The organism is Limnobacter olei (genome assembly GCF_029087225.1).
GTDB classification, from domain to species: domain Bacteria; phylum Pseudomonadota; class Gammaproteobacteria; order Burkholderiales; family Burkholderiaceae_B; genus Limnobacter; species Limnobacter olei.
Genome location: NZ_JARFJD010000016.1, coordinates 80478 through 105930, shown reverse-complemented (window position 1 = coordinate 105930; position 25453 = coordinate 80478). Strand labels below are relative to the sequence as shown.

The 25453-nt window shown below is 51.9% G+C and carries 23 protein-coding genes and 1 tRNA gene; 16 read left to right on the top strand and 8 right to left on the bottom strand.

Annotation, left to right across the window (positions count from 1 at the left end):
- Positions 1-31: 31 nt before the first annotated feature.
- From accD to PY990_RS10850, 7 genes are all read left to right on the top strand, one after another.
- Entirely contained in the window at positions 32-910 is an 879-nt protein-coding gene (gene accD, locus PY990_RS10880) for an acetyl-CoA carboxylase, carboxyltransferase subunit beta (protein ID WP_275271616.1), read from the top strand.
- A gap of 51 nt (positions 911-961) precedes the next feature.
- Entirely contained in the window at positions 962-2368 is a 1407-nt protein-coding gene (folC, locus tag PY990_RS10875) for a bifunctional tetrahydrofolate synthase/dihydrofolate synthase (protein WP_275271615.1), read from the top strand.
- Positions 2369-2385: 17 nt separating this feature from the next.
- Complete coding sequence (locus tag PY990_RS10870) at positions 2386-3075, top strand: SPOR domain-containing protein (protein ID WP_275271614.1); 690 nt, start codon at positions 2386-2388, stop codon at positions 3073-3075.
- Complete coding sequence (locus tag PY990_RS10865) at positions 3072-3563, top strand: CvpA family protein (RefSeq protein WP_008248980.1); 492 nt, start codon at positions 3072-3074, stop codon at positions 3561-3563. Before PY990_RS10870 ends, PY990_RS10865 begins: the two co-directional genes overlap by 4 nt.
- Before the next feature lie 9 nt (positions 3564-3572).
- Positions 3573-5087, top strand: coding sequence for an amidophosphoribosyltransferase (gene purF / locus PY990_RS10860; protein ID WP_275271613.1), 1515 nt, complete (start codon positions 3573-3575; stop codon positions 5085-5087).
- A gap of 146 nt (positions 5088-5233) precedes the next feature.
- The gene (locus tag PY990_RS10855) at positions 5234-6490 is read left to right on the top strand and encodes an aspartate kinase (protein ID WP_275271612.1); all 1257 of its coding nucleotides are present in this window, start codon (positions 5234-5236) and stop codon (positions 6488-6490) included.
- A gap of 110 nt (positions 6491-6600) precedes the next feature.
- A tRNA-Ser gene (locus PY990_RS10850) sits at positions 6601-6691 on the top strand.
- A gap of 35 nt (positions 6692-6726) precedes the next feature.
- On the opposite strand, the gene PY990_RS10845 is transcribed toward PY990_RS10850, so the two are convergent.
- Positions 6727-7659: a diacylglycerol/lipid kinase family protein gene (locus PY990_RS10845; RefSeq protein ID WP_275271611.1), complete on the bottom strand. Its 933-nt coding sequence runs from the start codon at positions 7657-7659 to the stop codon at positions 6727-6729.
- 208 nt (positions 7660-7867) lie between these two features.
- On the opposite strand from PY990_RS10845, the gene PY990_RS10840 reads away from it, so the two are divergent.
- The 3 genes from PY990_RS10840 to PY990_RS10830 all read left to right on the top strand — a co-directional run bounded on the left by PY990_RS10840 (position 7868) and on the right by PY990_RS10830 (position 9726).
- Positions 7868-8068, top strand: coding sequence for a CsbD family protein (locus PY990_RS10840; protein ID WP_275271610.1), 201 nt, complete (start codon positions 7868-7870; stop codon positions 8066-8068).
- A 34-nt stretch (positions 8069-8102) separates the two neighbouring features.
- A complete protein-coding gene (locus PY990_RS10835) occupies positions 8103-8270 on the top strand; it encodes a DUF1328 domain-containing protein (RefSeq protein WP_275271609.1) in 168 nt (55 codons plus the stop codon).
- Between the two features lie 79 nt (positions 8271-8349).
- Positions 8350-9726: a sensor histidine kinase gene (locus PY990_RS10830; RefSeq protein ID WP_275271608.1), complete on the top strand. Its 1377-nt coding sequence runs from the start codon at positions 8350-8352 to the stop codon at positions 9724-9726.
- A gap of 1 nt (position 9727) precedes the next feature.
- On the opposite strand, the gene PY990_RS10825 is transcribed toward PY990_RS10830, so the two are convergent.
- Positions 9728-10363 (bottom strand): response regulator, encoded by a 636-nt coding sequence (locus PY990_RS10825; protein ID WP_275271607.1) that lies wholly within the window; start codon positions 10361-10363, stop codon positions 9728-9730.
- Between the two features lie 185 nt (positions 10364-10548).
- On the opposite strand from PY990_RS10825, the gene PY990_RS10820 reads away from it, so the two are divergent.
- Both PY990_RS10820 and PY990_RS10815 read left to right on the top strand, forming a co-directional pair.
- Positions 10549-10881: a BON domain-containing protein gene (locus tag PY990_RS10820; RefSeq protein ID WP_275271606.1), complete on the top strand. Its 333-nt coding sequence runs from the start codon at positions 10549-10551 to the stop codon at positions 10879-10881.
- A gap of 60 nt (positions 10882-10941) precedes the next feature.
- Positions 10942-11367 (top strand): response regulator, encoded by a 426-nt coding sequence (locus PY990_RS10815; protein WP_275271605.1) that lies wholly within the window; start codon positions 10942-10944, stop codon positions 11365-11367.
- A 12-nt stretch (positions 11368-11379) separates the two neighbouring features.
- On the opposite strand, the gene hmpA is transcribed toward PY990_RS10815, so the two are convergent.
- Entirely contained in the window at positions 11380-12522 is a 1143-nt protein-coding gene (gene hmpA, locus PY990_RS10810; protein WP_275271604.1) for an NO-inducible flavohemoprotein, read from the bottom strand.
- 227 nt (positions 12523-12749) lie between these two features.
- On the opposite strand from hmpA, the gene norR reads away from it, so the two are divergent.
- The gene (gene norR / locus PY990_RS10805) at positions 12750-14318 is read left to right on the top strand and encodes a nitric oxide reductase transcriptional regulator NorR (protein WP_275271688.1); all 1569 of its coding nucleotides are present in this window, start codon (positions 12750-12752) and stop codon (positions 14316-14318) included.
- On the opposite strand, the gene cphA is transcribed toward norR, so the two are convergent.
- Positions 14315-16927, bottom strand: coding sequence for a cyanophycin synthetase (cphA, locus tag PY990_RS10800; protein ID WP_275271603.1), 2613 nt, complete (start codon positions 16925-16927; stop codon positions 14315-14317). The genes norR and cphA overlap by 4 nt on opposite strands.
- Positions 16928-16962: 35 nt before the next feature.
- Positions 16963-19155 carry a cyanophycin synthetase family protein gene (locus tag PY990_RS10795; RefSeq protein ID WP_275271602.1) on the bottom strand — a complete coding sequence of 731 codons (2193 nt, stop codon included), beginning with the start codon at positions 19153-19155 and terminating at the stop codon, positions 16963-16965.
- A gap of 168 nt (positions 19156-19323) precedes the next feature.
- Here PY990_RS10795 and PY990_RS10790 point away from each other — a divergent pair, with 168 nt between their 5' ends.
- Positions 19324-21447 (top strand): cyanophycin metabolism-associated ABC transporter, encoded by a 2124-nt coding sequence (locus PY990_RS10790; RefSeq protein ID WP_275271601.1) that lies wholly within the window; start codon positions 19324-19326, stop codon positions 21445-21447.
- Complete coding sequence (locus PY990_RS10785; protein ID WP_275271600.1) at positions 21440-21907, top strand: cyanophycin metabolism-associated DUF1854 family protein; 468 nt, start codon at positions 21440-21442, stop codon at positions 21905-21907. Before PY990_RS10790 ends, PY990_RS10785 begins: the two co-directional genes overlap by 8 nt.
- Before the next feature lie 116 nt (positions 21908-22023).
- On the opposite strand, the gene flhC is transcribed toward PY990_RS10785, so the two are convergent.
- The gene (gene flhC / locus PY990_RS10780) at positions 22024-22590 is read right to left on the bottom strand and encodes a flagellar transcriptional regulator FlhC (protein WP_275271599.1); all 567 of its coding nucleotides are present in this window, start codon (positions 22588-22590) and stop codon (positions 22024-22026) included.
- A gap of 56 nt (positions 22591-22646) precedes the next feature.
- Complete coding sequence (gene flhD, locus PY990_RS10775) at positions 22647-22964, bottom strand: flagellar transcriptional regulator FlhD (RefSeq protein ID WP_240605703.1); 318 nt, start codon at positions 22962-22964, stop codon at positions 22647-22649.
- A gap of 194 nt (positions 22965-23158) precedes the next feature.
- Between flhD and PY990_RS10770 the strand changes: the two genes are divergently transcribed.
- Positions 23159-24037, top strand: coding sequence for an alpha/beta fold hydrolase (locus tag PY990_RS10770; protein ID WP_275271598.1), 879 nt, complete (start codon positions 23159-23161; stop codon positions 24035-24037).
- Here PY990_RS10770 and PY990_RS10765 read toward each other — a convergent pair.
- Positions 24021-25448 (bottom strand): amidase, encoded by a 1428-nt coding sequence (locus PY990_RS10765; protein WP_275271597.1) that lies wholly within the window; start codon positions 25446-25448, stop codon positions 24021-24023. The genes PY990_RS10770 and PY990_RS10765 overlap by 17 nt on opposite strands.
- Positions 25449-25453: the final 5 nt, after the last annotated feature.

Below are 25453 nucleotides of genomic sequence, written 5' to 3'. Positions count from 1 at the left end.
TCCAAAAGAAATCCTCAGCAAGGGAAAGTGTATGAGTTGGTTTGACAAAATTATTCCGCCGCGCATTTCCTCAAAAACACCCGGCGACGCAGCCAAGAAAAGCGTTCCCGAAGGTATTTGGGCGAAATGCAAAAGCTGTGATGCAGTGCTTTACCAAAATGATTTGGTGAGCAATGCCATGGTATGTCCCTCGTGCACTTACCACATGCGCATAGGTTCGCGTGAGCGTTTGAATTTGTTGTTCGACAATGATGAGCGCGTTGAAATTGGGCGTGAAGTATTGCCCATGGATACCCTGAAATTCAAGGACAGCAAAAGCTACACCGCGCGTTTGAATGAAGCCAAAGAGGCCACAGGCGAAACCGATGCCCTGGTGGTTCAAAAAGGCACCATGAACGGCCTGGAAGTGGTGATAGCCTGCTTCGAGTTTGAGTTCATGGGCGGTTCGATGGGTTCTGTGGTGGGCGAGCGCTTTTGTCGCGGCGTGCAGGCGGCGCTTGACGCCAATATTCCGTTTATCAGCATTGCAGCTTCTGGCGGCGCACGTATGCAAGAAGGCTTGGGTTCGCTAATGCAAATGGCAAAAACCTCGGCCATGCTGGCCAAGCTGAGCCAGGCCAAACTTCCCTATATTTCTGTTTTGACCGACCCTACCATGGGTGGCGTTTCCGCCAGTTTCGCTTTTTTGGGCGACGTGGTGGTTGCAGAACCCAAAGCCTTGATTGGTTTTGCCGGCCCACGCGTGATTGAACAAACCGTTCGGCAAACTTTGCCTGAAGGTTTTCAGCGTGCCGAGTTTTTGATGGAAAAGGGTGCGGTGGATTGCATTGTGGATCGCCGTGAAATGAAGAAAACCCTGACTAGCCTTTTGGCGCTGTTGATGAAAAAACAGATTGACCAGCCGGCCTGAAACTGAGCGGCCTGAAACTGAGCAGCCTGAAAACTAGCAGCCTGAGTATTTATGAACCAAGCAGTACCCCAACCAGACCCTTCCAAACCGATGAGGCCAGCCGCCAACGCCACATTGAATATGTGGCTGGCTTATCTGGAATCGATTCACAGCAAGCCAATCGACATGGGGTTGGACCGCTTGAAAGTGGTTCAGAAACACATGAGTTTTGCCTTAAATGGCGTGGTGTTTACAGTAGCAGGTACCAATGGCAAGGGGTCTACCTGCGCCATGCTGGAAAGCATTCTGATTCAGGCGGGCTACAGGGTGGGCATGTACACCTCGCCGCATCTGATCCGCTTTACTGAACGCGCCCGCATCAATGGTGTCGAGGTGGCGGAGCCAGAGCTAATTTCAGCCTTCGAACAAGTGGAACAGGCCCGCATCGCAACGGGTATTTCCCTGACTTATTTTGAGTTCACCACGCTGGCGGTGGCTTTGGTGTTCTCTCGTCTGGATCTGGATGCCGTTATTCTGGAAGTGGGTTTGGGAGGCCGACTGGATGCGGTCAATATTTTTGACACCGACTGCGCGATTTGTACCAGCGTCGATCTTGATCATCAAGCCTTTCTCGGGCCCGACCGGGAAAGCATTGGCCGCGAGAAGGCGGGTATATTCCGAGCAGGCAAGCCCGCCATTGTGGGCGACCCCAAGCCGCCACAAAGCGTGATCGACCATGCCAATTCCATTGGTGCCGATTTGTGGCTGTTTGCGCGCGACTATAACTATAGCGGTGACAAACAGCAGTGGGCCTATGGTGGGCGTAGTATGCGCCGTGCTGCACTGGCTTACCCGGCTTTGCGGGGCACCAACCAGTTGTTGAATGCTTCAGCAGCGTTGGCTGCACTTGAGTCTGTGCGGGATCGTTTGCCGGTGCCGGCGCAATCGATTCGACAGGGTTTTCTCTTGGTGGAGTGGCCAGGGCGTTTTCAGGTGCTGCCGGGTCAACCCACGGTGGTTCTGGACGTTGGACACAATCCCCACGCTGCCGCGCATTTGCGTGAAAGCCTCGACAACATGGGTTTTTTTCCATACACCCATTGTATTTTCGGGATGCTGGCCGATAAAGATGCTGTTGAGGTGGTCAAGGCCTTGAAAGACAGGGTAGACCACTGGCACTTGGTGCCACTGGAAGGCGACCGAGGGCGCAGCACGGAACAGTTGAAGCAGCAACTTGAACTGGCTGGCGTGGATGCAGGGGCATTTGACTGGGTTGCTAATTCCCAGGCACTGGCCAAAGGTGGTATTGCGAAGCAGCCACCGGAAAAAAGCGTGCAGAGCTACGAGAGTGTGGGTCAAGCGTATGCGGTGGTCACTTCTGCGGTGCCACCCAATGATAGAATTCTGGTTTTTGGATCCTTCCTGGTTGTGGCGCAGGCCATGCAAGCCAAAGAAGCGCTTCGAAAACGTCCCGGTTAATTTTTTCAGGAGTGCAGGTGAGTTCAAATTCGCGTTCTACTGCCAGGAACAAAGTCAACAACGATCCGGTTGATGAGTTGAAACGCAGGTCCAGAAGGCGGTTGGTAGGCTCCATTGCGCTTTTTCTGGCAGCCATCATCATTGTGCCCGCTTTGGTTGAAAACGAACCATCCCAAACCAGCAGCGATGTCGAGTTGGTGGTGCCCGATCGTCCTTCTGCTGAAATTCCTGCGCAGGCGGCACAGGTTCCCGAACAGCCAAAGATTGAAGCGCCCCAGTCTACCCAGGAACAGGCCGTGGCGACTGCACCAGTTGCACCTGCCGTAGAACCGCCACCTGTAGTTTCTGAACCTGCATCTAAACCTGCACCTAAACCTGCACCTAAGCCCGAACCCAAGCCAGAACCCAAAGTAGAAACTAAGGTTGAGCCTAAAGTTGAGCCTAAGGTTGAAGATCCGATTGCTGCGTTTGCAAAAGCTGAGGTGTACTGGGTTCAGGTGGCTGCTGTCAGCGACAAGCTACGCGCAGATGCGCTGAGTAAGGAATTGAGTGGCAAGGGTTTTCCGGCCAAGGTTGAATCAACCAGCACTGGCAATGGCACCGTATACCGGGTCAGGGTTGGACCAATTGCAGGCCAGGCCAAAGCCGATGAAACCAAAGCCAAGTTGGCTGCTGCAGGTTACTCCGCAGGGAGAGTGGTGCAGTGACAATTTTTGATTACATCGTCATCGCCGTGGTGGTGCTGTCGGTTATTTTGGGTTTGTTTCGTGGCATGGTCAAAGAAGTGCTGTCCCTGGCCAACTGGGTGTTGGCCTTCTGGGTAGCAAACCGCTATGGCGCAGACCTCGCTGTTTACATGGACTGGGCTGAGTCGCTGAGCCCGCCCATGAAAGCGCTGATAGGGTGCGCTGCTGCTTTTTTTGCAACCATGTTGGTGGGGGCAATTCTGATTTCTTTGCTGGGCAAAATTGTTGCGGCAGCTGGTTTGGGTTTTGCGGACCGTGGCCTGGGTGCTACGTTCGGCTTCGCGCGTGGTTTATTTATTGTTTTGGTGCTGGTTACTGGGGCAGGTTTCACCTCGCTTCCGGAACAGCCATTTTGGCGAAATGCCATGTTGTCCCCTTTGGCAGTGGATGCGATGAGAGAAATCAAACCGCATTTGCCCGAAAGTGTGGCCAAGTGGGTGCGCTACTAGGAGCTTTCAATGTGCGGGATTGTCGGTATTGCCGGTTTTTCTACTGTTAATCAAATTCTTTACGACAGTTTGCTGTTGTTGCAACACCGTGGCCAAGATGCTGCGGGTATTGCCACGGCACACAGCAATTCTTTTTCAATGTCCAAAGGCAATGGCTTGGTGCGAGACGTGTTCCGCACCCGCAATATGCGTTCATTGCCCGGCAATATGGGCATTGGTCATGTGCGTTACCCCACAGCTGGCTCGGCTGCCAGCTCAGATGAAGCACAGCCTTTCTACGTGAACGCGCCTTACGGCCTGGTATTGGCTCACAACGGCAACCTGACCAACAGCGAGCGTTTGAAAGCTGAATTGTTCAAAAACGATCGTCGCCACATCAATACCAATTCTGATTCCGAGGTGTTGCTGAACGTACTGGCGCATGAATTGCAGTCCAATGCTTCGGGCTACTCCCTTGATCCAGTCACGATTTTCCGCGCAGTGGCCGGCGTGCATGCGCGTGCTCGTGGTGCTTATGCCTGCGTGGCTCAAATTGCAGGTTATGGCTTGCTGGCTTTCCGTGATCCGTTCGGTATTCGCCCCTTGGCTTTGGGCAAGGCTGAAACCGAACAGGGCACGGAGTACATGTTTGCGTCGGAATCGGTGGCTTTGGTGGGCATGGGCTTTGAGTTTGTGCGCGACATTGATCCAGGCGAGGCCGTGTTTGTCGATCTCGACGGTAAGCTTCACGCCCAGCAATGTGCGGAGAAATCGTCGCTGAACCCCTGTATTTTCGAGTATGTCTATTTGGCTCGTCCCGATTCCGTAATGGATGGCATCAGCGTGTATGAAGCCCGCGTGAAAATGGGTGAATACTTGGCTGACCAAATTCGCAAGGGCATGCCGGCTGGCGAAATTGATGTGGTGATGCCCATTCCCGACTCCAGCCGCCCGGCTGCGCTGGAACTGGCGAACCAGTTGGGTGTGCCTTACCGCGAGGGTTTTATCAAGAACCGTTACATTGGCCGCACTTTTATTATGCCCGGGCAAGCTGTGCGTAAAAAAAGCGTTCGCCAAAAGCTCAATGCCATTTCTGTTGAATTCAAAGGCAAAACAGTGCTGTTGGTGGACGACTCCATTGTGCGCGGCACCACAAGCCGGGAAATTGTACAAATGGCTCGTGAAGCGGGTGCCAAGAAGGTAATTTTCGCCTCGGCGGCGCCTCCCGTGCGTTTTCCGAACGTGTATGGTATTGACATGCCAACGCGCGATGAGTTGATTGCTTCAGGTCGCACTGACGACGAAATTTGCGCTGAAATTGGCGCAGATGCCCTGTTTTATCAAGACATCGCCGACATGAAGCGTGCTGTGCGTGACTTGAATCCAAAAATTCAAACTTTCGATGCCAGCTGTTTTGATGGTTCTTACATTACTGGTGACGTCACCACTGAATACCTGGATCGCCTGGAATACATGCGCAAGCACCCAGAGGTATTGGAATCGGGTGGTTTGCAAATGAATTTGGGGTATTCGGCGAACCAGTAAGCGAGGGTTCACAATCGCTGACTTTTGACCAAGCGGAATTCATGCTTTTGTCAGTTTTAAGTCAGCGCTTGGGGTAAAATGTTCAACTGATTGATTTAAAAGCGCGAAATGGTTCGCGCTTTTTATTTGTGCAGGGCGATCTGACTATGTCACTGATAGTACATAAATACGGTGGCACCTCCATGGGGTCCACAGAGCGTATCAAGAATGTAGCCAAGCGTGTCGCCAAATGGCATCGCGCGGGCTATCAAATGGTGGTGGTGCCATCGGCCATGTCGGGCGAAACCAACCGCCTAATCGGCTTGGCCAAGGAAATTCAGGCTGAGCCTGATCCCCGTGAACTCGATATGCTGTGTTGCACAGGTGAGCAGGCATCCGTGGCTTTGCTGGCCATGGCGTTGAAGGCTGAAGGCCTGGAAGCAATCAGTTTCTCTGGCTGGCAAGTACCCATAAAAACCGACAGCAGCCACACCAAAGCACGCATTGAGTCGATTGATGACACGCGCGTAAAAGCCGAGTTGAATGCAGGCAAGGTGGTGATCATCACCGGTTTCCAGGGCATTGATGAGGCGGGTAACCAAACTACGCTGGGTCGTGGTGGTTCCGATACCTCTGCCGTGGCGATCGCCGCCGCCATGGGTGCGGCTGAGTGCCTGATTTACACCGATGTGGATGGGGTGTACACCACTGACCCTCGCGTGGTGCCTGAGGCACGCCGCATGCGTGTTGTGAGTTTCGAAGAAATGCTGGAAATGGCCTCTTTGGGCTCAAAGGTTCTGCAAATTCGCTCTGTTGAATTTGCGGGCAAGTACCGTGTGCCCACTCGTGTGCTTTCTAGCTTGACCGACCCGATGATGTCGCTGGACGAAGAAAAAGTGTCTGGCACGCTGATTACTTTTGAGGAAGATGAACATATGGAACAGGCTGTTGTTTCCGGTATCGCTTTCAACCGTGATGAAGCAAAAGTGACCATCCGTGGCGTGCCTGACAAGCCCGGTGTGGCCTATCAAATTTTGGGTCAGGTTGCTGAGGCCAACATCGACGTGGACATGATCATTCAGAACCAGGGTTCGGATGGCACCACCGATTTCACTTTCACCGTACACCGCAATGAATTCAACAAAACCATGGATTTGTTGAAAAACAAGATTCAGGGTAGCGTGGGCGCACGTGAAGTGGCGGGCGACACCAATGTATGCAAAGTATCGATTGTGGGTATCGGCATGCGTTCACATGTGGGCGTAGCCAGCCTGATGTTCAAAACCTTGTCGGAAGAGGGTATCAATATTCAGATGATTTCCACCTCTGAAATCAAGGTGTCCGTGTTGATCGATGACAAGTACATGGAATTGGCAGTTCGTGCCCTGCACAAGGCGTTTGGTCTGGAAAAAGAAGCGGCTTGAGCGGGAGTTTAGTTGAGTTTTAAGTGATGGGAATGCGGTGCAATTTGCTTGAAAGCGATTTGCGCCAGCATTCAACATTTTGGCCGAAACCGTGTATAATTCGGCCTTCTGGAGACGTGGCCGAGTGGTCGAAGGCACTCCCCTGCTAAGGGAGCATACCCCAAAAGGGTATCGGAGGTTCAAATCCTCTCGTCTCCGCCAGAATGAAAAAGGGATCCCAAGTGGGATCCCTTTTTTTATTCCATCGCCACAAACTGCACTGCCGGAGCGCTGCTGATTTGAATTGATGACAGTGGCGCATGCACATCGCCATCCAGTTGCCAGGCTGTGGGCAAATCAAATTGAAATTCAATTTGGGCTACAGTACTTCGTTCCACGCCAATGCTATGCGGCATGGCGCCGAACCAAATTCTGATCAAATTAAGCACCAGTGGCAGTTTGTTCGGTACACCGGCAATCAGGCACATGTCTTGTTTGGCTTTGTTGCCACCACTGGTAGAAACACGAAACCGCAATGGTAAGCACTGAATACTGAGCGCCAGGCAGGCCTGCCATGCAAACCTGTGCGGAGCGGTGTTGTCGCGAGCTTGTTGCCCTTTGATCGTAGAGAACAGGTTTTCTACGAAGGTACTGCGTCGAATAATTCCCCACGCTATTTTGGCCAACAGTTTTGTAGCCGCAATTGGACCACTGCCCATGCTGTAGTAAGCATGCATGAAGTTCACGGTGACGCCAAAACCAAACACAAAGCCATATTGTGCACTGGAGGTTTTAATGGGGTAACGCGGCGAGCTGTGCAGGTGCGTGTTGGCCTGGTGCTCAACCAACCAATGTAGGGCTTTAAGTGGTGCAGTTTTTGGGTACACGTCCCAGGCAATCATGTTCATGGTGCCGGCATGTAAAGGGAAAATAGCTGGTATTGCGTGGTCTCCCCACACCTTGGCTGCAGCGCCCAACACTGCTGAAACGGTGCCATCGCCACCGAAAGGCACGATCACTGTGGGTGGTTTGCACTCATAAAGGCGCAAGGCATTTTCAAGTTCTTGCGTATTTTGAGTGAGCGCCACATGACCGGAGTTGCCAAGAATTGAATGAATCCCGGCCAAGCTGGCACTGGCGTTGTGCGTTTTCAGGTAACCCGATTTTGGATTGGCGATGACAAGAATCACAAATATTCCTTATTGCCGATTGATTACCTGATTAATTTAATATTTTGCACGCCGATAAACCAGTGAAAGCACTGCATACTAAATTTGTGTAGGACGTTGCCCACAGAACATTCGGTGGATGCTGACCTACTTTTCCGATGTGCGCTCGTACAGTGAAGGGGTGATGTTACACATTCACTTTTATCAATGACCGCTCAGGAGAAACCGCATGAACAAAGATATTTTCGAAGGCAATTGGAAGCAATTGAAGGGCAAAGTACAGCAACAGTGGGGCAAGTTGACTGATGACGATCTTGATGTGATTGACGGAAAACGAACCGAGTTGGCGGGAAAACTTCAAGAGCGCTACGGTTACGGCAAAGACGAAGCTGAAAAGCATCTGCAAAGCTGGGAAGAACAGAACCACTAAGTCGTCAACCAATTAACCGCCCAAGGAGTTGATCATGTTGCACTACGCAGTTGTATTTTTCGTGATTGCATTAATCGCAGCCCTGTTTGGTTTTGGCGGGATTGCAGCTGGTGCGGTGGAAATTGCAAAGGTGTTGTTTTTTGTTTTCATTGTGCTCGCAGCGGCCACCTTTATTTACAACCTGATTAAATCTAAACCCTAGCGCTGCGCGGGCCGGATTAAATCAACCATGGTGGGGCCACTTTGAATGTGGCCCTTCTTGCGTTTTCCTGAAGGCCCACTTGAGTAATTCAACACACTCCAGAATGTTCCCGTTGCGAATTCGGATGCGGCAAAGTCGCCCATACTGGCTCTTCGTATTTGGCTGCTTGATGGTGCTGGCCCTGCTAGGCATCACCTACACCCACGCCAGAATGAATGCAGAGGTAGTGGCCATGTCGGAGGTTAACCAGAAGCGTATAGATCGCTTGGACCAATTGTGGGTGTTGTTGGTGGACGCCGAGGCAAGTGCTTTGTCATTCTTGTTGATGCGCAGTGATGTATACCTTGAGCCTTACAGAAACACCGCAGCAAGGCTTGAACCTTTAATGGCATCCATGAACTTTGATATTCCACCCGGTTCAGATGACCATGCGGATTTTCAAGCCCTAAAGCGATTGGTGGATGCAAAATTTCATTATCTCGGTGAAATGTTAAGCCATGGGAAGGTACCAGTCGCTTTGTCTCAAGATCACGGTGAGCTTGGAAAACAGTTAATGGATGAAATCAGGGTTCGCTTGGCTGTGTTGAAGGCGCGGCGTGAGAAGGCTCATCAGGATCTGGAGAATATGTATTTGGCGAGGGCTGACAACATCCAGTACATGGGTTACGTGCTCGGCATTGCCTCCTTGTTGCTCATTATTAGTTTGTTTCTGGTTCAGCAACGGCAAGTGGCTTTGCGTGCCCGTATTCAGGAGTTATTGAAAACGGAGAATAGTCGTCTTGAGGCTAAGGTAGCAGCGCGTACACGCGAGTTAAGCAACTTGGCCAGCAACCTGACCAACGCGCAAGAGGAAGAGCGCCAGCACATCGCTCGGGAGCTACATGACGAAATGGGATCCGCGCTGACCGCCGCGAAAATGGATGCGAGCTGGTTGCGCCTTTCTTTGGGTACACGGGTGGATGACAGTATTCAAGAGCGTCTTCTCAGGTTGATTGAGAACATTGGAGGAACCATTTCGTTGACACGTCGTTTGGTCGACGATTTGCAACCGCCACTTCTCAAGGGTCTGGGCCTGACAGAGGCGCTTCGCTCCCTGGGTCAGCAATTTGAAATTGACATGCCGGTGGAAATGAGCTTTCCTGAACATGAATTGAACTTGTCCGCGGAACAATCGCTTGCCTTGTTTAGAGTAGCCCAAGAGTCACTGACAAATGTTCGGAAGTACGCCAAAGCCAGTCAGGTCAAGTTGAGCTTGCAGGAGGAGGGGGGTGTTGTATTGCTAAGTATTCGCGATAATGGTGTTGGCTTTGATACCCAAGACATAGAACTACACGGACATGGTATCGCAGGAATCAAGCATCGTACCCAAATGTTTCATGGGAGTCTTACCTTGAGTTCAAGCCCTGGTAAAGGCACGCACATTGAGGTGCGAATACCAACCATTCAGCAATCATGATTTAATCGAGCAGCAATCCGTGTTGGTGTGCATAGGTTGCTAGTTCCGCATTGCTATTTAGCTCCAGTTTCTCAAGCAATCTGGATCGATAAGTGCTGACAGTTTTGACACTGAGGTGCAGTACTTCAGCGATTGTTGATACAGTTTCTCCCCTGACTAGCCGCATGAATACCTGCATTTCTCGTTCAGACAGTTGTTCATGTGCTGGCTTGTCACTTTCACCTGTCATTTCACGCGCCAAAAGCTCAGCGGTGTTCGCAGAGATGTATCGCCGCCCTTGCGCCACAGTGTGGATTGCATTGATCAGATCAACACGGTCGCAATCTTTACACAGGTAGCCACTGGCACCGCTACGGATCATTGACAAGGCATATCGTTCCTCTGAAAAGCTGCTGATGATTAAAACCTGTGTTTCCTCATGGCGGTGTTTTACAGTCCGTAACAGATCGATTCCATTTTGATCGGGTAGAGACAAATCGAGCATCAACACATCGCAGTCGTGTTGTCGCAGCAATATTTTGGCTTCCTCAGCGGTGCCCGCTTCGAACTGAATGGTCATTCCGAGTTCTTCATTGAGCATCTCCCGAAAGCCAGCACGGACAATCGCATGGTCATCAACAATCGCCAGTCGAATCATTTAAATATTCCTCATGTTGTTGCCGATTACAGGGGACAGACTATTCCTACACATGAATCGTCTTTGTCGGACAGATCAAATGTTTGCCCCTCCTTAGTATTGAACGCATGAAGCTTGATCAACACATACCTTTGATCAGGATTTCTTTTAAGTAGTCAGTTCAATAATCCTCAAGGAGAAAAACCATGAAAAAAATGATCGCTCAAACTTTGATCGCATCCGGTATTGCCCTGGCTGCATTAAGCCCTGTTTATGCCGCAGAGCAGGGTAAGGAACCTATGAAGGCTGTAGGCCAGTATGTGGATGACGCAACCATTACTACCAAAGTGAAAGCAAAGCATGCCGAGGATAAAACCGTGAGTGCACTGCGTGTGAATGTGGAAACCAAGCAAGGTGTGGTGATATTGTCGGGCGAGGCTAGAACCGAGGCTGAGGTGGAACGTGCTGAAGTGTTGGCCAAGCAGGTAGAAGGTGTCAAAGCAGTTTCCAATCTGATTGAATTGAAGCCCAAGTCATAAGAGGACGGGAATCAAATCCTCGCTGATGTTAACGTCGGCGAGGATTTGAAGGTAATTGCCATGAAAAAAAGCTGTACAGATCAAACATTGTTGAAAGTACTGGTCGTAGAGGATTCTATCGATCTGCAATTGCTGTTGCGCGCTATGTTGAGCGAAATTTCCGGCGTGGAGGTTATCGCCAGTGTGGAGTCTGAAGAAGAAGCACTTGAGGCAATCAGGTCTAGTTGCACTGACCTGGCGATTGTTGATTTAGAACTGGATTCTGGCACTGGGCTTGGCGTGTTGAAAAACTTGTTTGAAAGCCCGGAGCTTAATAAGCATCCGGTCAGCGTCGTTGTTTTTTCGAATTATTCAAATTTGGTGATTCGACACCGTTGCCTGAGCCTAGGAGCCAAAGCGTTTTTCGACAAGTCATTTCAGGTGGAAGAATTGCTGGAATTTGTTCAAGTGCAGGCCTCTTGCAAAGCAAAAGACCTGTCAGCCTGAACACCCCATGTTTTATATGGCCTGCGCCGGGCCAAAAAACTCAAAATGTTGACGCTCGGCAGGTACGCCCAGCCTGCTCAACATGTTTTTCACCGCACTCATAAAACCAACTGGCCCTAAAAAATAAACTTGTGCATTGTCGGGCAGGTTTTTCTGAATCGTGTGTGGGTTGATCAAACCCTGCTGATTTTCATAAATGTACTCGGCAGTGATGTTGCTGTGCTGGGTACTTAATTGCTCAGTGAGGTTTTTGAACGAGTGCTGCGCTGCATTTTTGCAGGCATGGATGAATCGTACCTCGCGTTGGCCTGCAACTGCTTTCATCATTGCAATAGCAGGGGTCAACCCAACACCGGCGGTGATCAGCACCAAGGGGTCTTTGCTGTCATCAAGTACAAACTCACCGCAGGGTGGACTTAGTTGTACTGTGTCGCCCACAGCCAGTTGCTTGTGCAGGTGGTTGGATACCACGCCGCCTTCTTCAAGCTTGACCGAGATTCGATAGTGTTGCCCGTTGGGTGCGTCAGACAGTGAATAGTTGCGCATGACCGTTGTGTCATTCACGTTCAGGTGCAGGGTAATGTATTGCCCCGGCTTGAAAGTCATGATCTCTTTGCCATCGAAAGGTTTTAGATAGAAAGATGTAACCAGTTCGCTTTCTTGCTCTTTTTTGGCAATTGTGAAAGCACGTTGCCCCTCCCACCCCCCGGTGGACATGGCTTGTTTGGCATACAGATTGGCTTCGGCGTTGATCAGAATATCGGCGAGCTGACCATAAGCAGCCGCCCAGGCGTCGATAATTTCAGGTGTGGCCGCGGCGCCCAGCACCTCTTTCATGGCCTGCAGCAGGCATTCGCCCACAATCGGGTAGTGTTCGGCTTTGACACCCAGGGCAACATGCTTGTTGACGATCAGGGTGACCGCGCTCATCAACACGGCAGGGTTGTCGATGTGTTTGGCGTAAGCCAGCACAGCATTGGCCAATGCGCGGGGTTGCGTGCCCTTTTGCTGGTGTGCAGGGTTAAAAAAGGTGGCAGTAACAGGGTATTTGCTGAACATCAGTTTGTAGAAGTGGGTGGTTAATGCCTCGCCACCCTGTTCAAGTGCGGGAATAGTTGCTTTGATCCACTGTTTTTGTTCGGTACTGACTGACATGGTGTTTTCCTTTCTACTCGATTGTAAACTGACTCATGATTCTCAGTGACAAACACTATCAAGATGTATGCCAGCTTCATGTATTTCACTAAAGTGTTGAAATAGAAAGAAATAAGTGAAACGATACTTTGTTAAACAACTAAAATAGTTGTCTTATTGACAAACTAGGGTTACTGTCATTAAAACAACAATTGTCAAAACGACATTCAGGTAATCAAGCAATGGAAATGTCTAGTTTTGTGTTGGCAGTGATCGAAGACCTTGGCGCCGATCTGGATCCTTCAACTCGCTATATGCGATATGTCAATTCATTGGCTGCAGCCTTGCCTGGTAATGCTTGCGCTTTGCTGAAAAAGGAAGGCTCAGCCTTGAGGCCACTGGCTGTTCGTGGTTTGACTCCCGACAGCCTAGGGCGCCGTTTTGAACTCAATGAGCATCCTCGTTTGAATGCGATTGTGACCTACCGGGGGGTGACTCATTTCCCGAACAAATCCACTTTGCCGGATCCCTATGATGGATTGCTTGAAGGCGTGCATGCCGGAGATTTGAATGTGCACGACTGTATGGGTTGCGCGCTGCATGTGAATGGCAAATTGTGGGGGGCAATTACTCTGGATTCCCTCAAGGCTGGTGTTTTTGATGTCAAGGTTGAACGCGCCATGGCCATGTTTGCACGCTTGGGTGAGGCGGTTGTGCATGTGGCTGAGCTGACTGAAAAAAGCGACCGACACTCCAATTCTCTGGCACTGGGGCAGGGTGAGGGCAACGGTTTGAATGCACTGGAAGGTGTCCAGCTGTCTCGCCGTGAAATGATCGGGGACAGTATGCCCATTCGTGAACTGAAACATGAAATTTTGACTGTTGCCAACAGTCAACTGGCGGTTCTGATTCACGGAGAAACTGGTGTGGGCAAAGAATTGGTGGCCCAAGCTTTGCACGCCATGTCCAGCCGGGCCAGTTTACCCTTGGTGGTGATTAATTGTGCAGCACTGCCAGATCAATTGATTGAAAGCGAATTGTTTGGGCACGTTAAAGGCGCATTTTCTGGTGCCGAGCGCGATCGCGAAGGCAAATTCGAATTGGCTGACGGTGGCACTTTGTTTCTGGATGAAGTGGGAGAACTGAGCGCATCGGCACAGGCCAAGCTGTTGCGGGTTTTACAAAGCGGACAGGTACAACGCGTGGGCAGTGACAAGGAGCACCGGGTGGATGTGCGTATTGTGGCAGCCAGCAATCGCGATTTGTCGGCTGAAGTGAAAGCAGGGCGCTTCAGGGCCGACTTGTATCACCGCTTGTGTGCCTATCCATTGCACATTCCACCTTTGCGCGATCGAGGCGATGATGTGGTATTGCTGGCGGGTTATTTCTTGGAGCAGAACCGCAGCCGTTTGGGCTTGAGAAACCTTCGCTTGGGGCGGGGGTGCGAGGCTGCCCTGAAGCGCTACAGCTGGCCGGGCAATGTGCGGGAATTGGAACACACTTTGGGGCGCGCCGCATTGAAAGCGCGCCGGGATGAACCAAGCCCCATGGTGACTGTAGAACTAGAGCACTTGGACCTTGTGAGTGAGGCAGGGCACACACATGCCCTGACTGCCCAAGGCCTTGCAACAATTCCGAATGCGGGAATGGTCACCCCGACAGAAGGCTTGCCTTACCGCGATGCCGTGGATGCTTTTTCCAGAAATCTGGTACAGCAGGTGCTGGAGCAAACCAATGGAAATCGAGCCGCAGCTGCAAGGCAGCTTGGGCTCGATTCCGGCAACTTTCACCGCATGCTCAAGCGGCTTGGCCTTTAAGCAGATACCCGTGCGGGCTCGCCTGTGGTGTTTTCCTGCAGGTATTGCAATGCTTCATTGACCTGGTCGATCAAGACCAAGACCAAGTGGTCTGGGCCTGTTTCATCGAGGGCCATTTGAATGGCCTTGAATTCACCGCGTACTTCGACCACGGATGGTTTTTTGTCGCCGTCTGCGTTGGCAATTCCTCGCTGCAGCAAAGCAAGCGTTTCACCATCTGGGCGGCCACGCTGGCAAGCGTCTTCATACAAAATAATGTGATCAAAGAACCCACCCACCAAGCGACCTTGTTCGATGATGTCCTGATCACGACGGTCGCCCGCAGCGCTGATCACCACTGTACGTCTAACTGCCGGGATGTTTTTAAGCGTGTCGACCAGTGTCGACACTGCATCGGGGTTGTGGCCGTAGTCGGCAATCACCGAGCCCCCGTTGTGTTTGAAGAAGTTAAAGCGGCCGGGCACTGTGTCGGGGGTAGACTGAAAGCTGCCCAGTGCTGCACGAATGGTGTTGAAAGGCACGTTCAGGCCCAGGGCGGCGGCCACTGCACACATCACGTTTTGCACCTGAAAGGTAAACAAACCATTGTTGGTCAGCGGTACATCCATCAGGTCAATGGTTTTTTCGATGTCGTCGTAGCTGATGTTGATGATGCGACCATCGTGAATAATCACTGGGCGACCTTTGGCTTTGTGGGCGGCTACAATCGGGTTGTCTGGGTTGCTGGTGAAAAACAGCACGCGTCCTGGGGTTAGCTTGGCCATGTTTGCTGCGTGCCGGTCATCAGCATTTAGCACGGCCAAACCGTTGGGGGCTACGTTTTGAACCAGTACGCTTTTCAGCAGCGCCAGGTCTTCAACGCTGTCGATGAAATTCAGGCCCAGGTGGTCGCCCTCGCCAATATTGGTCACAATGCCTACATCGCACATGTCGAAGCCCAAACCCTCACGCAGCATGCCACCACGTGCGCATTCAAGCACTGCAGCGTCAGCTTCGGGGTGTACCAGCACCTTGTGTGCACTTTTCGGCCCACTGCAATCACCTGTGTCGATCAGGTGTCCATTCACCACCACGCCTTCAGTGCCGGTAAAACCAACGCGCAAATTGTGGTACCGGAGAATTTGTTCGATCAGACGAACTGTGGTGGTCTTTCCGTTGGTGCCAGTGACCGCTACCACTGGAATGCGTCCATTCTCATCTTTTTTGAACATCAGGTCGATTACGGCTGCGCCTACATCGCGCCCCTTGCCAATCGATGGCTCCAGGTGCATGCGCAGTCCAGGAGCCGCATTCAATTCAACAATTCCGCCACCTTGCGCTTCAAGCGACTCATCCACCCGCTCGCACACCACATCCACGCCGCACACTTCAATACCAATTTGCTGTGCGGCCTGAATGACCATTTCTGCCATGGCGGGGTGAACGTTGTCTGTGACATCGGTGGCGCTGCCGCCAGTGCTTAAGTTGGCATTGTTGCGCAGCACAACTCGTACACCTTGTTCAGGCACCGATTCAGTTGTAAAGCCCTGTTTCTTGATACGTGCAATGGCAATTTCATCCAGGCGAAGCTTGCTCAGTGCACTACCATGGCCCTCGCCACGCAAAGGGTTGCGGTTTTCAATTTCGACCAACTGGGCAATGGTGTGCACGCCGTCGCCAACCACGGAAGGTGGTTCACGGCGAGCCGCAGCCACCAGCTTGTCACCCACCACCAAAAAGCGATAATCGTGGCCGGGAATGAACTCCTCGACGATGGGCACGCCACTGCCGTATTTTTTTGCAGCGTCAAAGGCGACCCGAAGGTGATCTTCATCCACGATATTGACAGTGACCCCTTTGCCCTGGTTGCCATCGCTGGGTTTGATCACAACCCCCTTGCCTGTGGTTTTGGTGAGTTCGCGAAAAGCTTCAATGGCCTCTTCAAAGGTTTTCACCAGTTTGCCTTTCGGGGTAGGGATGCCAGCTGCGGACAAGATGGCTTTGGTCAGGTCCTTGTCTTGGGCTATTTCTTCAGAAATGGCGCAGGTTGTGTCGGTTTCTGCTGCCTGAATTCGGCGCGCTTTCGAACCCCAGCCCAGCTGCACAAGGCTGCCCTGGGTAAGGCGGCGAACGGGAATGCCGCGGCGCAGGGCAGCATTCACAATGGAGCCAGTGCTTGGCCCAAGTTTGCAATCCTCATAAATTTCTTTCAGGCGTTCAATCGCTGAATTGGCATCAAAATCGTCGCCCGCCAGCGCAGCCAAGATAAGTTGGTGTGCTTCTTCAAATGCCGCACGGGCCAAATCTTCTTCCTCATACTGCACCACAACTCGGAAGTAGCCAGTGGTGATGTTGTCGGCCACATGGGCGAAGGTAACTTGTGACCCTGCTTCAACCTGAAAACGCAAAGCTGCGCGGCTTAATATATGCGCCAAAGCGATGTTGCTTTGCTCGAAACCGGTTGCGCGTAGGGAGCCGATGCCGGGCAGTGCGCTGCGAACACGCATTTCTATGTTGGCAAAGCGGTCGTAAAGGCGTTCATTTTCTTCGCAAAACACCAAGGCTTCCATACTGGTGTTTTTGCTCCACAAATTGGGGCCGCGCAGGGCGCGAATGCGTTCAATTTTCATAGTTCATCAACCTGTTGTGTGCATCAGCATGGGGTTCAATAGCGCTGCCGAAGATCGGCGCGCAGCAGGTGGTGCGGTACATCCATGGCCCAACTGGCGGCCGCAAGTGCCAAGGTTTTGGTCAGGCTCATAGGGGGCTGTTTCAATGGAATTGGGCTGCGTTGCTCTGCCTCGGCCCGGTTACCCTTGAAGTGAATGCTTTCACCTTGGTACAACACAGCCATGCCTCCGTTTTTCACATGTTCAGTAACAATGGGGTTGTCTGCGGTGCTGCTGATCCAGATCACCTTTCCATCGCACAGGTCTTTCAATGGCAGCAGGCTGACTTCGTCTGCGTTTACAACCGCGTGGCCACTGCTCAGCACCAAGTCAACTACAGTACGCATTACATTGAAGTGCTGTTCTTTGGTCAAAATGTCCCATTCGCCCAGCCCATCCATGCTGCCCAGGCTGGTAATCACAGCCAGGCTTGAGCGATCGTAGGGCAGGCCTTCCGACAAAATAGTGTTGGCTTTGACCTGCATCACCAAGGTGTCCAGGTTTTTATTAATCAGGCAGTTGCGGCCCGATTGCCAGTTCGCTGACGGTGCTTTGTTGATAGTGCGACCATTCATGAGCAGGCCTTGGTCGCAGGCCAGGCCCACTTTGTGCCCTTGGTCTTCGAGAATTTCAGTGAGTTCGTGGCCAAAACCGTCTATTTCAGGGCCGCCCGAATATGAGATTGTAGGAATGCGGCCGTTGGCGTCGCCTGGAAAAAGCGATTCAATAATCGGTTTGCCCACATTGCGGGCTAGGCCTTTCGCTGGTTTAATGTGCATAAGTAGGCCGGGTCCAGCATTGACTTCAACCACCGCCAGCGATTGCCCCTTGGGCGATTGGTCAATGTGCTCGCACACCAGGTCGATGCCTGCCACATCCAGGCCCACCACACGGGCAGCCATACAGCACAGGCGAGCAATTTCGGGGTGAATCAGATCGGTGACGTCCTCGGAGGCATTGCTGTTGCGTTCAATGATGACTTGCGTGCCTGCCGGAATAATTGAAGCTGCGTGGTAGCCCTGACGTTGCACTTCCAGAGACACCACGGGATTGCTTGAAATACGAACCGTTTTCAGAGGAGAGATTTCGGAATCACCACGGCGGGGGTCTGTGTTGATTTGTTGATCAATCAGGGTTTGAAGCTCGGATTGCCCATCGCCTGTGACAAACACCAACTCACCGCGAGACACAGCGGCAACTTGGTAATTCACCACCAGAATGCGGTGCTCTGCACCGCGAATGAATTTCTCGACAATCACGCCGCTGTAGCTTTCTTCGTAAGCAAGGGCCCATGCTTTTTCAATGTCCGCTTGCTTGCTGAGTTCTAACGACACTCCTCGTCCCTGATTGCCGTCAACTGGTTTTACCACCACAGGAAATCCGATGTTTTGTGCAATTTCCCACGCACGTTCGGCGGTTTTTGCAAATTCGCCTTCAGGCACGGGCACCCCGCATTGAGACAGCAGGTCTTTACACAAGTCTTTGTCGGCGGCAATGCCTTCGGCAATGGCCGAGGTTTTGGATGTCTCTGCAGTCCAGATTCGCTGTTGTTTGTTGCCGTGTCCCAGTTGAACCAGATTGCCATCGTTCAAACGAACTATTGGAATGCGACGCTCGTAAGCCGCATCCAGAATATGTTGGGTGCTGGGGCCCAAGCCATGCATGTCGCAATGGTGCTTGATCACTCTCAGCTCCGCCTGTAAATCGTACTCTGTACCTTCGATGGCGGCGTGCAGCAGCCGCACACCTGCTTCCAGGCAAGCCAAGCCCACCACCGGGTCAGGGGTGCGAAACACCATTTTATAAATGCCTTCCTTGCTGGTCATTCGGGCTTTGCCAAAACCCACTTCCAGCCCAGCCTGTGTGTGTAATTCAATCACAATATGTTCCAACATATGGGCCGCATAAGTGCCTTCGCGCACCCTCAGGAGAAATCCGCCCGGTTCACCGATTCCACAGCGGTGGTCAACCAAACCGGGTAGCAAAGCCGTTAATCGCTCGTAAAATCCTGGCAACAGGTTGGAAGGAAATTGCTCCAGTTCTTGAATATCCACCAACGCTTCAATGCAACTTCGATAGGTCCAGATATTCGGGCCGTCAAGCCACATGGTTCGGAGTATTACAAGGCGTTTTTGCGTCATAAGCTGAGTGTCGGCAGGTTTGTTTTCGAGGATTGGATTTTCGATCAATGTTAACTCCGTGTCGCTGGAAATAGTGGTGTAACATCAGCGAATTCGCGAACTGAGGGGGTAATCTCATTGAAAATCGTTGGATTTTCACCGTCTGAAAACGAAGTGCAACGCCTTTCAGAGGTTTGGGCCGCAAATTCACCAACCCAAGCGGTGTTTGTGGCTGACATGAATACTAGGCGTGAGTTTTCTCGCAGCCTTGTAGCCTTTAACGCCCATGAATTAATTGTGGTAGACAAGGAATTACAGGTGCCTGTTTTCAAAGCACCTTTCTCAAGCATTGAGAAAATTTCCATGTCCGATCATTCCGGTCTTTCTACGGTCCTGATTCAGGTCGATTCCGGGCAGGTGTTTCGTTTCTATGCAAGCTTCAGTTTGCACCGTGCGCTCGAGGAATTTGTTGAGTTGCTTGAAACCGCCGTGCGCGAATTCGAGCAGGGCACGGCCCACACTGCACAAATTCAGCACCCGGTGCCGCGCTTGCTGGCCGACGAGGAATTGGATGAGGCCGGATTTGAAGAGCCGGTTTCTTCGCGTGCACTGTTGCGCCTGTGGCGCTTTGCCCACCCGTATCGCTGGCGTTTGTTTGCCGGCCTCATTCTGACATTGCTGTCGACTGCCGCAACGCTGGTGGCGCCTTATCTTTCCATGCCACTCATGGATGAAGTGCTGATTCCATTCCAGAACGGTCAACCCATGAATACTGAATTGGCAACGTTCTACCTCAGTGGTTTGTTAATCTCGGCTGTGGTTGCCGCAGGCTTGAGTTGGGCCCGAACCTATCTGCTGGCTTTGGTTTCCGAGCGAATTGGATCGGATTTGCGTACCACCACATTCAATCATTTGATGAGTTTGTCGCTGGACTATTTCAGCGCGAAACGCACCGGCGATTTGATTGCCCGTGTCAGTGCAGAAACTGATCGAATCAATTTATTCCTCTCATTACATGCACTCGATTTCATCACCGACGTGATCATGATCGTAATGACTGCCATCATCCTCATGAACATAGATTTCGAGCTGGCTTTGCTGACCTTGCTGCCTTTGCCTGTGATTGCCTGGATGATTCACCTGGTTCGCGAAAAGCTGCGCACAGGTTTTGAGAAAGTGGACCGCGTTTGGGGTGAGGTTACGAATATTTTGACCGACACCATTCCGGGTATTCGAGTTGTAAAAGCGTTTGCACAAGAACGCAGGGAGTCTGACCGTTTCTTGAAGGCCAACACCCGCAATCTGGAGGTGAATGACCGAATCAACAAAACCTGGTCGCTGTTTGCCCCGTCTGTTAGTTTGCTCACCGAATTGGGCATTCTGGTGATTTGGGCATCGGGCATCTGGATGATCATGAACAATGACATCACGGTGGGTGTGCTGACCGCCTTCCTGGCTTATATCGGTCGTTTCTACACGCGGCTTGATTCCATGAGTCGAATCGTATCCGTCACCCAAAAAGCGGCTGCGGGTTCCAAACGCATTTTCGATATTCTGGATTACAAGTCCTCCGTACCCGAGGCGGAAAATCCGGTAAAAATTGACCAACTGAAAGGCGAGCTCGAACTTCGAAATGTGTCGTTCCGTTACGGTAGCCGGCAGGTGCTCGATGGTGTGAACCTGAAGGTGAAGCAGGGCGAAATGGTTGGTTTGGTGGGCCACAGTGGTTCCGGCAAGTCAACCTTGGTGAATTTGTTGTGCCGTTTTTACGATGTAAGTGATGGCCAAGTGCTGGCTGATGGCATTGACATTCGGCAAATTGAAATGGCCAGTTACCGCAGAAACATCGGCCTAGTGTTGCAAGAACCATATCTGTTTTTTGGCACCATTGCTGAAAACATCGCCTACGGGCGCCCCGATGCCACCCGTGAGGAAATTATCGCGGCAGCGCGGCTAGCGCATGCCCACGAGTTCATTCTTCGTCTGCAGCATGGATACGACTCTCTGGTGGGCGAGCGTGGGCAAAGTTTGTCCGGGGGCGAGCGGCAGCGAATTTCTATCGCACGGGCCTTGTTGATCGACCCTAAAATTCTCATTCTTGACGAGGCCACCAGCTCGGTCGATTCGCAAACCGAGAAGGAAATTCAAAAGGCCTTGGACAACCTGGTGCAGGGTAGAACCACTATTGCGATTGCACATCGGCTTTCAACCTTGCGCAAAGCCGACCGCATTGTGGTGATGGACCGTGGCAAGGTGGTGGAAGAAGGCCCGCACGATGAATTGCTGGCGGCGAAGTCACACTTCTGGCATTTGCACCAGGCCCAAGAAAAACTGAAGCAGGAGCAAGCTCAATATGACTGACTGGCTATTGCGCGAATCAACACAGGGCAAGTTGGCCTTGTACAAAGGCAGTGAATTGGTGGCCGACCAGGTGATGCCAGTGCTGGCTTTCCCCTTTTCAGCCCCAGATGAAAGCATTTCAATTGTGGATGAATACAGCAAAGAATTAGCCTGGCTGGACCGGCTTGATCAATTGGATGCCGACTCGCAGGCCGTAGTGAAAAACTACCTGGCGGTGCGGGAATTCAGGCCCACAGTGAGTCGAATTACCTCGGTATCCACCTACTCCACACCCAGCATCTGGACCCTGGAAACTGACAAAGGACCTTGCAAGTTTGAGTTGCCCACGGATGAAAGTATTCGACGCCTTGGCGGTAGCCGCTTGGTGCTGACCCATGCCAATGGCATGCAGTTCATCATCGAAGACATGTTTGCGCTGGACGCCCGAAGCCGCCAAATTCTTGCCCGCTTCATGGCTTAAAAAAAACACCTGTGAGCAATCGCTGACAGGTGTTTGAAGTGTCCTTGTACTACGGACAGGGGAGAGAGACAAAAAACAAGCTACTGCTTGGTACAACGGCACTGCAATTCAATTCTTTAAACGGTTTCGAGCATGCTTTCTTCATTGAAGAAGCGGGTGGCTGCGTCTTGCTTGGTTTTTCCTGCCCTTGAAGGCATGTTGCACAAACCACACTCATAGTTATCTACTAGGTCATAGGTGTGTACTACAAAGTTCCCTTCGCAGGTTTTACAGGCCGTGGTGGTCAACATGCCAGCATCAAAAAACTTCACCAGGCGCCATGCGCGGGTTAGGGACAACACTTCGGGCAGGCCCAAGGCGGTGATCTGCTCACGATAAAGCTTATAGGCCTTGACCAAGCATTCACCGTCTTCAAGGTCGGTGTGTTTGATGCAAGTGGAGTAAAAATTCATGAACAGCGAACAGTGAATATTGGGTTGCCAGGTCATGAACCAATCGGTGGAGAAGGGCAGCATGCCCTTGGGTGGCGATTTCTGCTTGATTTCCTTGTACAGGCGAATCAGGCGTTCACGCGACAATTGGGTTTCGCTTTCAAGAACCTGCAAGCGTGCGTCCAGCTTGATCAAGTCAGAGGCAAGTTTGATTTGGACGGCCTCAGCCATCAAGGATTTAATCTTGGACATGTTTGTTCTCCAGCGCACCTGAAGGTGCATGAACCACGGTTATTTTCTAACTGCGCTTAAGCTGCAATTTGGGCGCTGCGGCCAGCCATCAAGATGGCGGCATGCATGCCTGAAATTGCGCGTTCTTTTCCGTGGTCGCAGAGGAGTTTCCACACGGCGGGGTCCTCGAACCGAATGCTGCACATGGGCACGTCGTTTGCTGCAATGCGCAAAACCTGTGCGGTGGTCAGTTGGTCCAGTAGGTCGGCTGTGTTTTCATCAATACCCAGGCGAATGATGGCCTCGGCTTTGTCTTCGTTGATGAGTTGTTTGGCCAGAAGCAGGTAAGATAAATTGGCTTCGCGAATTTGTTCCAGTAGTTCATTTGCTTTCATTTTGAACATCCTCCTATTCAAATCAAGCAATCTTTTTCAGAAGGTTTCGACGCTTCCCACAGACATCGATCCCAGTGAATGTATTGTTGATGAACCGCGAAAAAAACTAAGCCATCCAATTGCTGTAAGCGAGATCAGCGAGCAGCCATTGAGCATGTAAGAAGAAACCAGACAACGAGACAGGTGAAACAACAATGAGCAACGTGTTTATGAACTGGCTGTGCCGCAGATTGATCGATTCCAAATGCAAACAAATGGGTTTGGTCAAAAGCAGTGTGAATACCGCAGACGGGCGCACCGTGTATTTCAAGGGCGGACAAGGGCCCGACATGGTCTTGCTCCACGGCTTTGGCGCCAACAAGGAAAACTGGCTGGCACTGGCCCCGCGCCTGATGCGCCATTACACCGTGTGGATTCCCGACCTGATTGGTTTTGGCGAATCTGACCGCCCCAGCAACGCCCGCTTTGATATTGCGGGGCAGGCTGATCGGGTGGTGTGCTGGCTGGATGCAGTGGACGTTAAGAATTTTCATGTCATGGGCAACTCCATGGGCGGCTATTTGGCGGGTGCCTTGGCCGCAAACTTTGAAAACCGGGTTCTCAGCGCCTGTTTGTTAAACCCCGCTGGTGTGAAAGGTGCCGAGCACACCGCCATTGGGCGCGCGTTTGCGGACGAAGGAAAAATTATCCTTGCTCCCTCCAATTTTGAGGAATACGAGAAGGTGGTCAATCTTTGTTTCAATGGTAAGGCGCCGCCCATGCCTGGTTTCATGCGCAAATATTTTGGTCGCATGTCGATCAAGAACAAGGCCTTGCTCGATCGGGTATTCATGGAATTCGTGAACCCGGATGCCAATATCAGTTTGAACGAGTTGGTGGAGAAAACCAATGTGCCGTTGATGGTGGTGTGGGGCGATTCAGACCTGTTGGTTCACCCCAGCGGCTTGGCTGTGTTGAAACAAACCAAACCCGCGATTGTCGATCTAATGCTTGAAAACACGGGCCACTGCCCCATGGTGGACAGGGCCTCGCTGGTTTACAAAGCTCACCTGGAATTCATGCCAGCATCTTGAATGGTTGGGCTTGCTCAATTTCAAGTGCAAGCTCAATCAGCCTGAATTCATGCCCCATGGCAGCGGCAAAATGTACACCTACCGGGATACCCTCCACTGTGTGGTGCATGGGCAGGCTGATGGCTGGCGCCCCCACCACGTTTTGAGCCGCTGTGAATGATGCAAAGTTTACAAGCCTCTCCCGCGCCTGCTCAAAAGGCAGATCAAGTGCCAGGTAACCTAGCGGCGGTGCGGGCTGACCCAAGGTTGGGCTTAGCAGCACATCCAGGTCGGCAAATGCCGTGGCGTATTGCGATTCAAACTGGTAAAGCCTGCGCAAAGCGAATGGAAATTTCAACAGGTTGTGCGTGAAATGTTTGGCCAAACCGTGGGTTAGTGGTTCAAGTTTTCTGGTGTCCATATGCCGATCAACTGCCAGTTTGCCCAAGTATGAAATGGAAGCGGCCAGCATGCCCCAGTACAGCAAGAAATCATCAGCAAACTGGGCGCTGATGGGCACCTTGATTTCCTGCACTTCGTGGCCCAACTCCTCGCACAGGGCAGCAGCTTTGTGCACCGCTTCCACACAGGCGGTATCTGTTTCATCGCCAGAAATTTTCTGGGTGAACATGCCAATTTTCAGGCGCTTTCGGCCAGGGGTGGTGATGTGGCCCAATGGTGGCAGTGTTGGGTTTTTGTAATGCTCTTCAGCCAAGGCGAAAAATGCCGCAGTGTCCCGCACGCTGCGCGACACAATCCCGTCGCTCACAATATTGATGGGCAGGCTTTTCGCCATTTCGTTCATGGCCAAGCGCCCGCGGCTGGGTTTCAAACCCACCAGCCCGCAACATGCAGCGGGAATGCGAATGGAGCCACCGCCGTCGTTTGCATGGGCAATTGGAACCACACCCGCAGCCACCAGGGCTGCAGAACCACCCGATGAGCCACCTGTGCTGTACCCAGTATTCCATGGGTTGTGCGCTGGCTCGGCTTTGCTGTATTCCGTGGTGGCAGTTAGCCCGAACTCGGGCAGTTTGGTTTTACCCAGTAGCACCACACCCGTGTCGATGATTTGTTGCGCCACGGCGCTGGTGTGCTTTTTCGATGTGCCCGGCATGGCGGCGGAACCGTGCCGAGTGGGTAAGCCTTGCAAATCCAGGTTGTCTTTCAAAAAGCCCGGTATGCCCTGAAACGCCCTGAAGTTGCCTACATCGTCGTAAAAACGGGCTTGCGCCAATGCCGCTTCCTCTTGAAGGCACGCGGTGGCATGCAGTTCGGGGTTCACCAATTCAAGTCGTTGGTACGCGGCTTGAACCAATGCAGTTGCGCTGGTTTCGCCGCGTTGAAGTTGCCCCGCCAGGGCCACTGCATCGTGATGGCCCAAGGCATCGGCATGATTAAACGCATGCACTCGTGTAGGCTTAATTGTCATTGTTG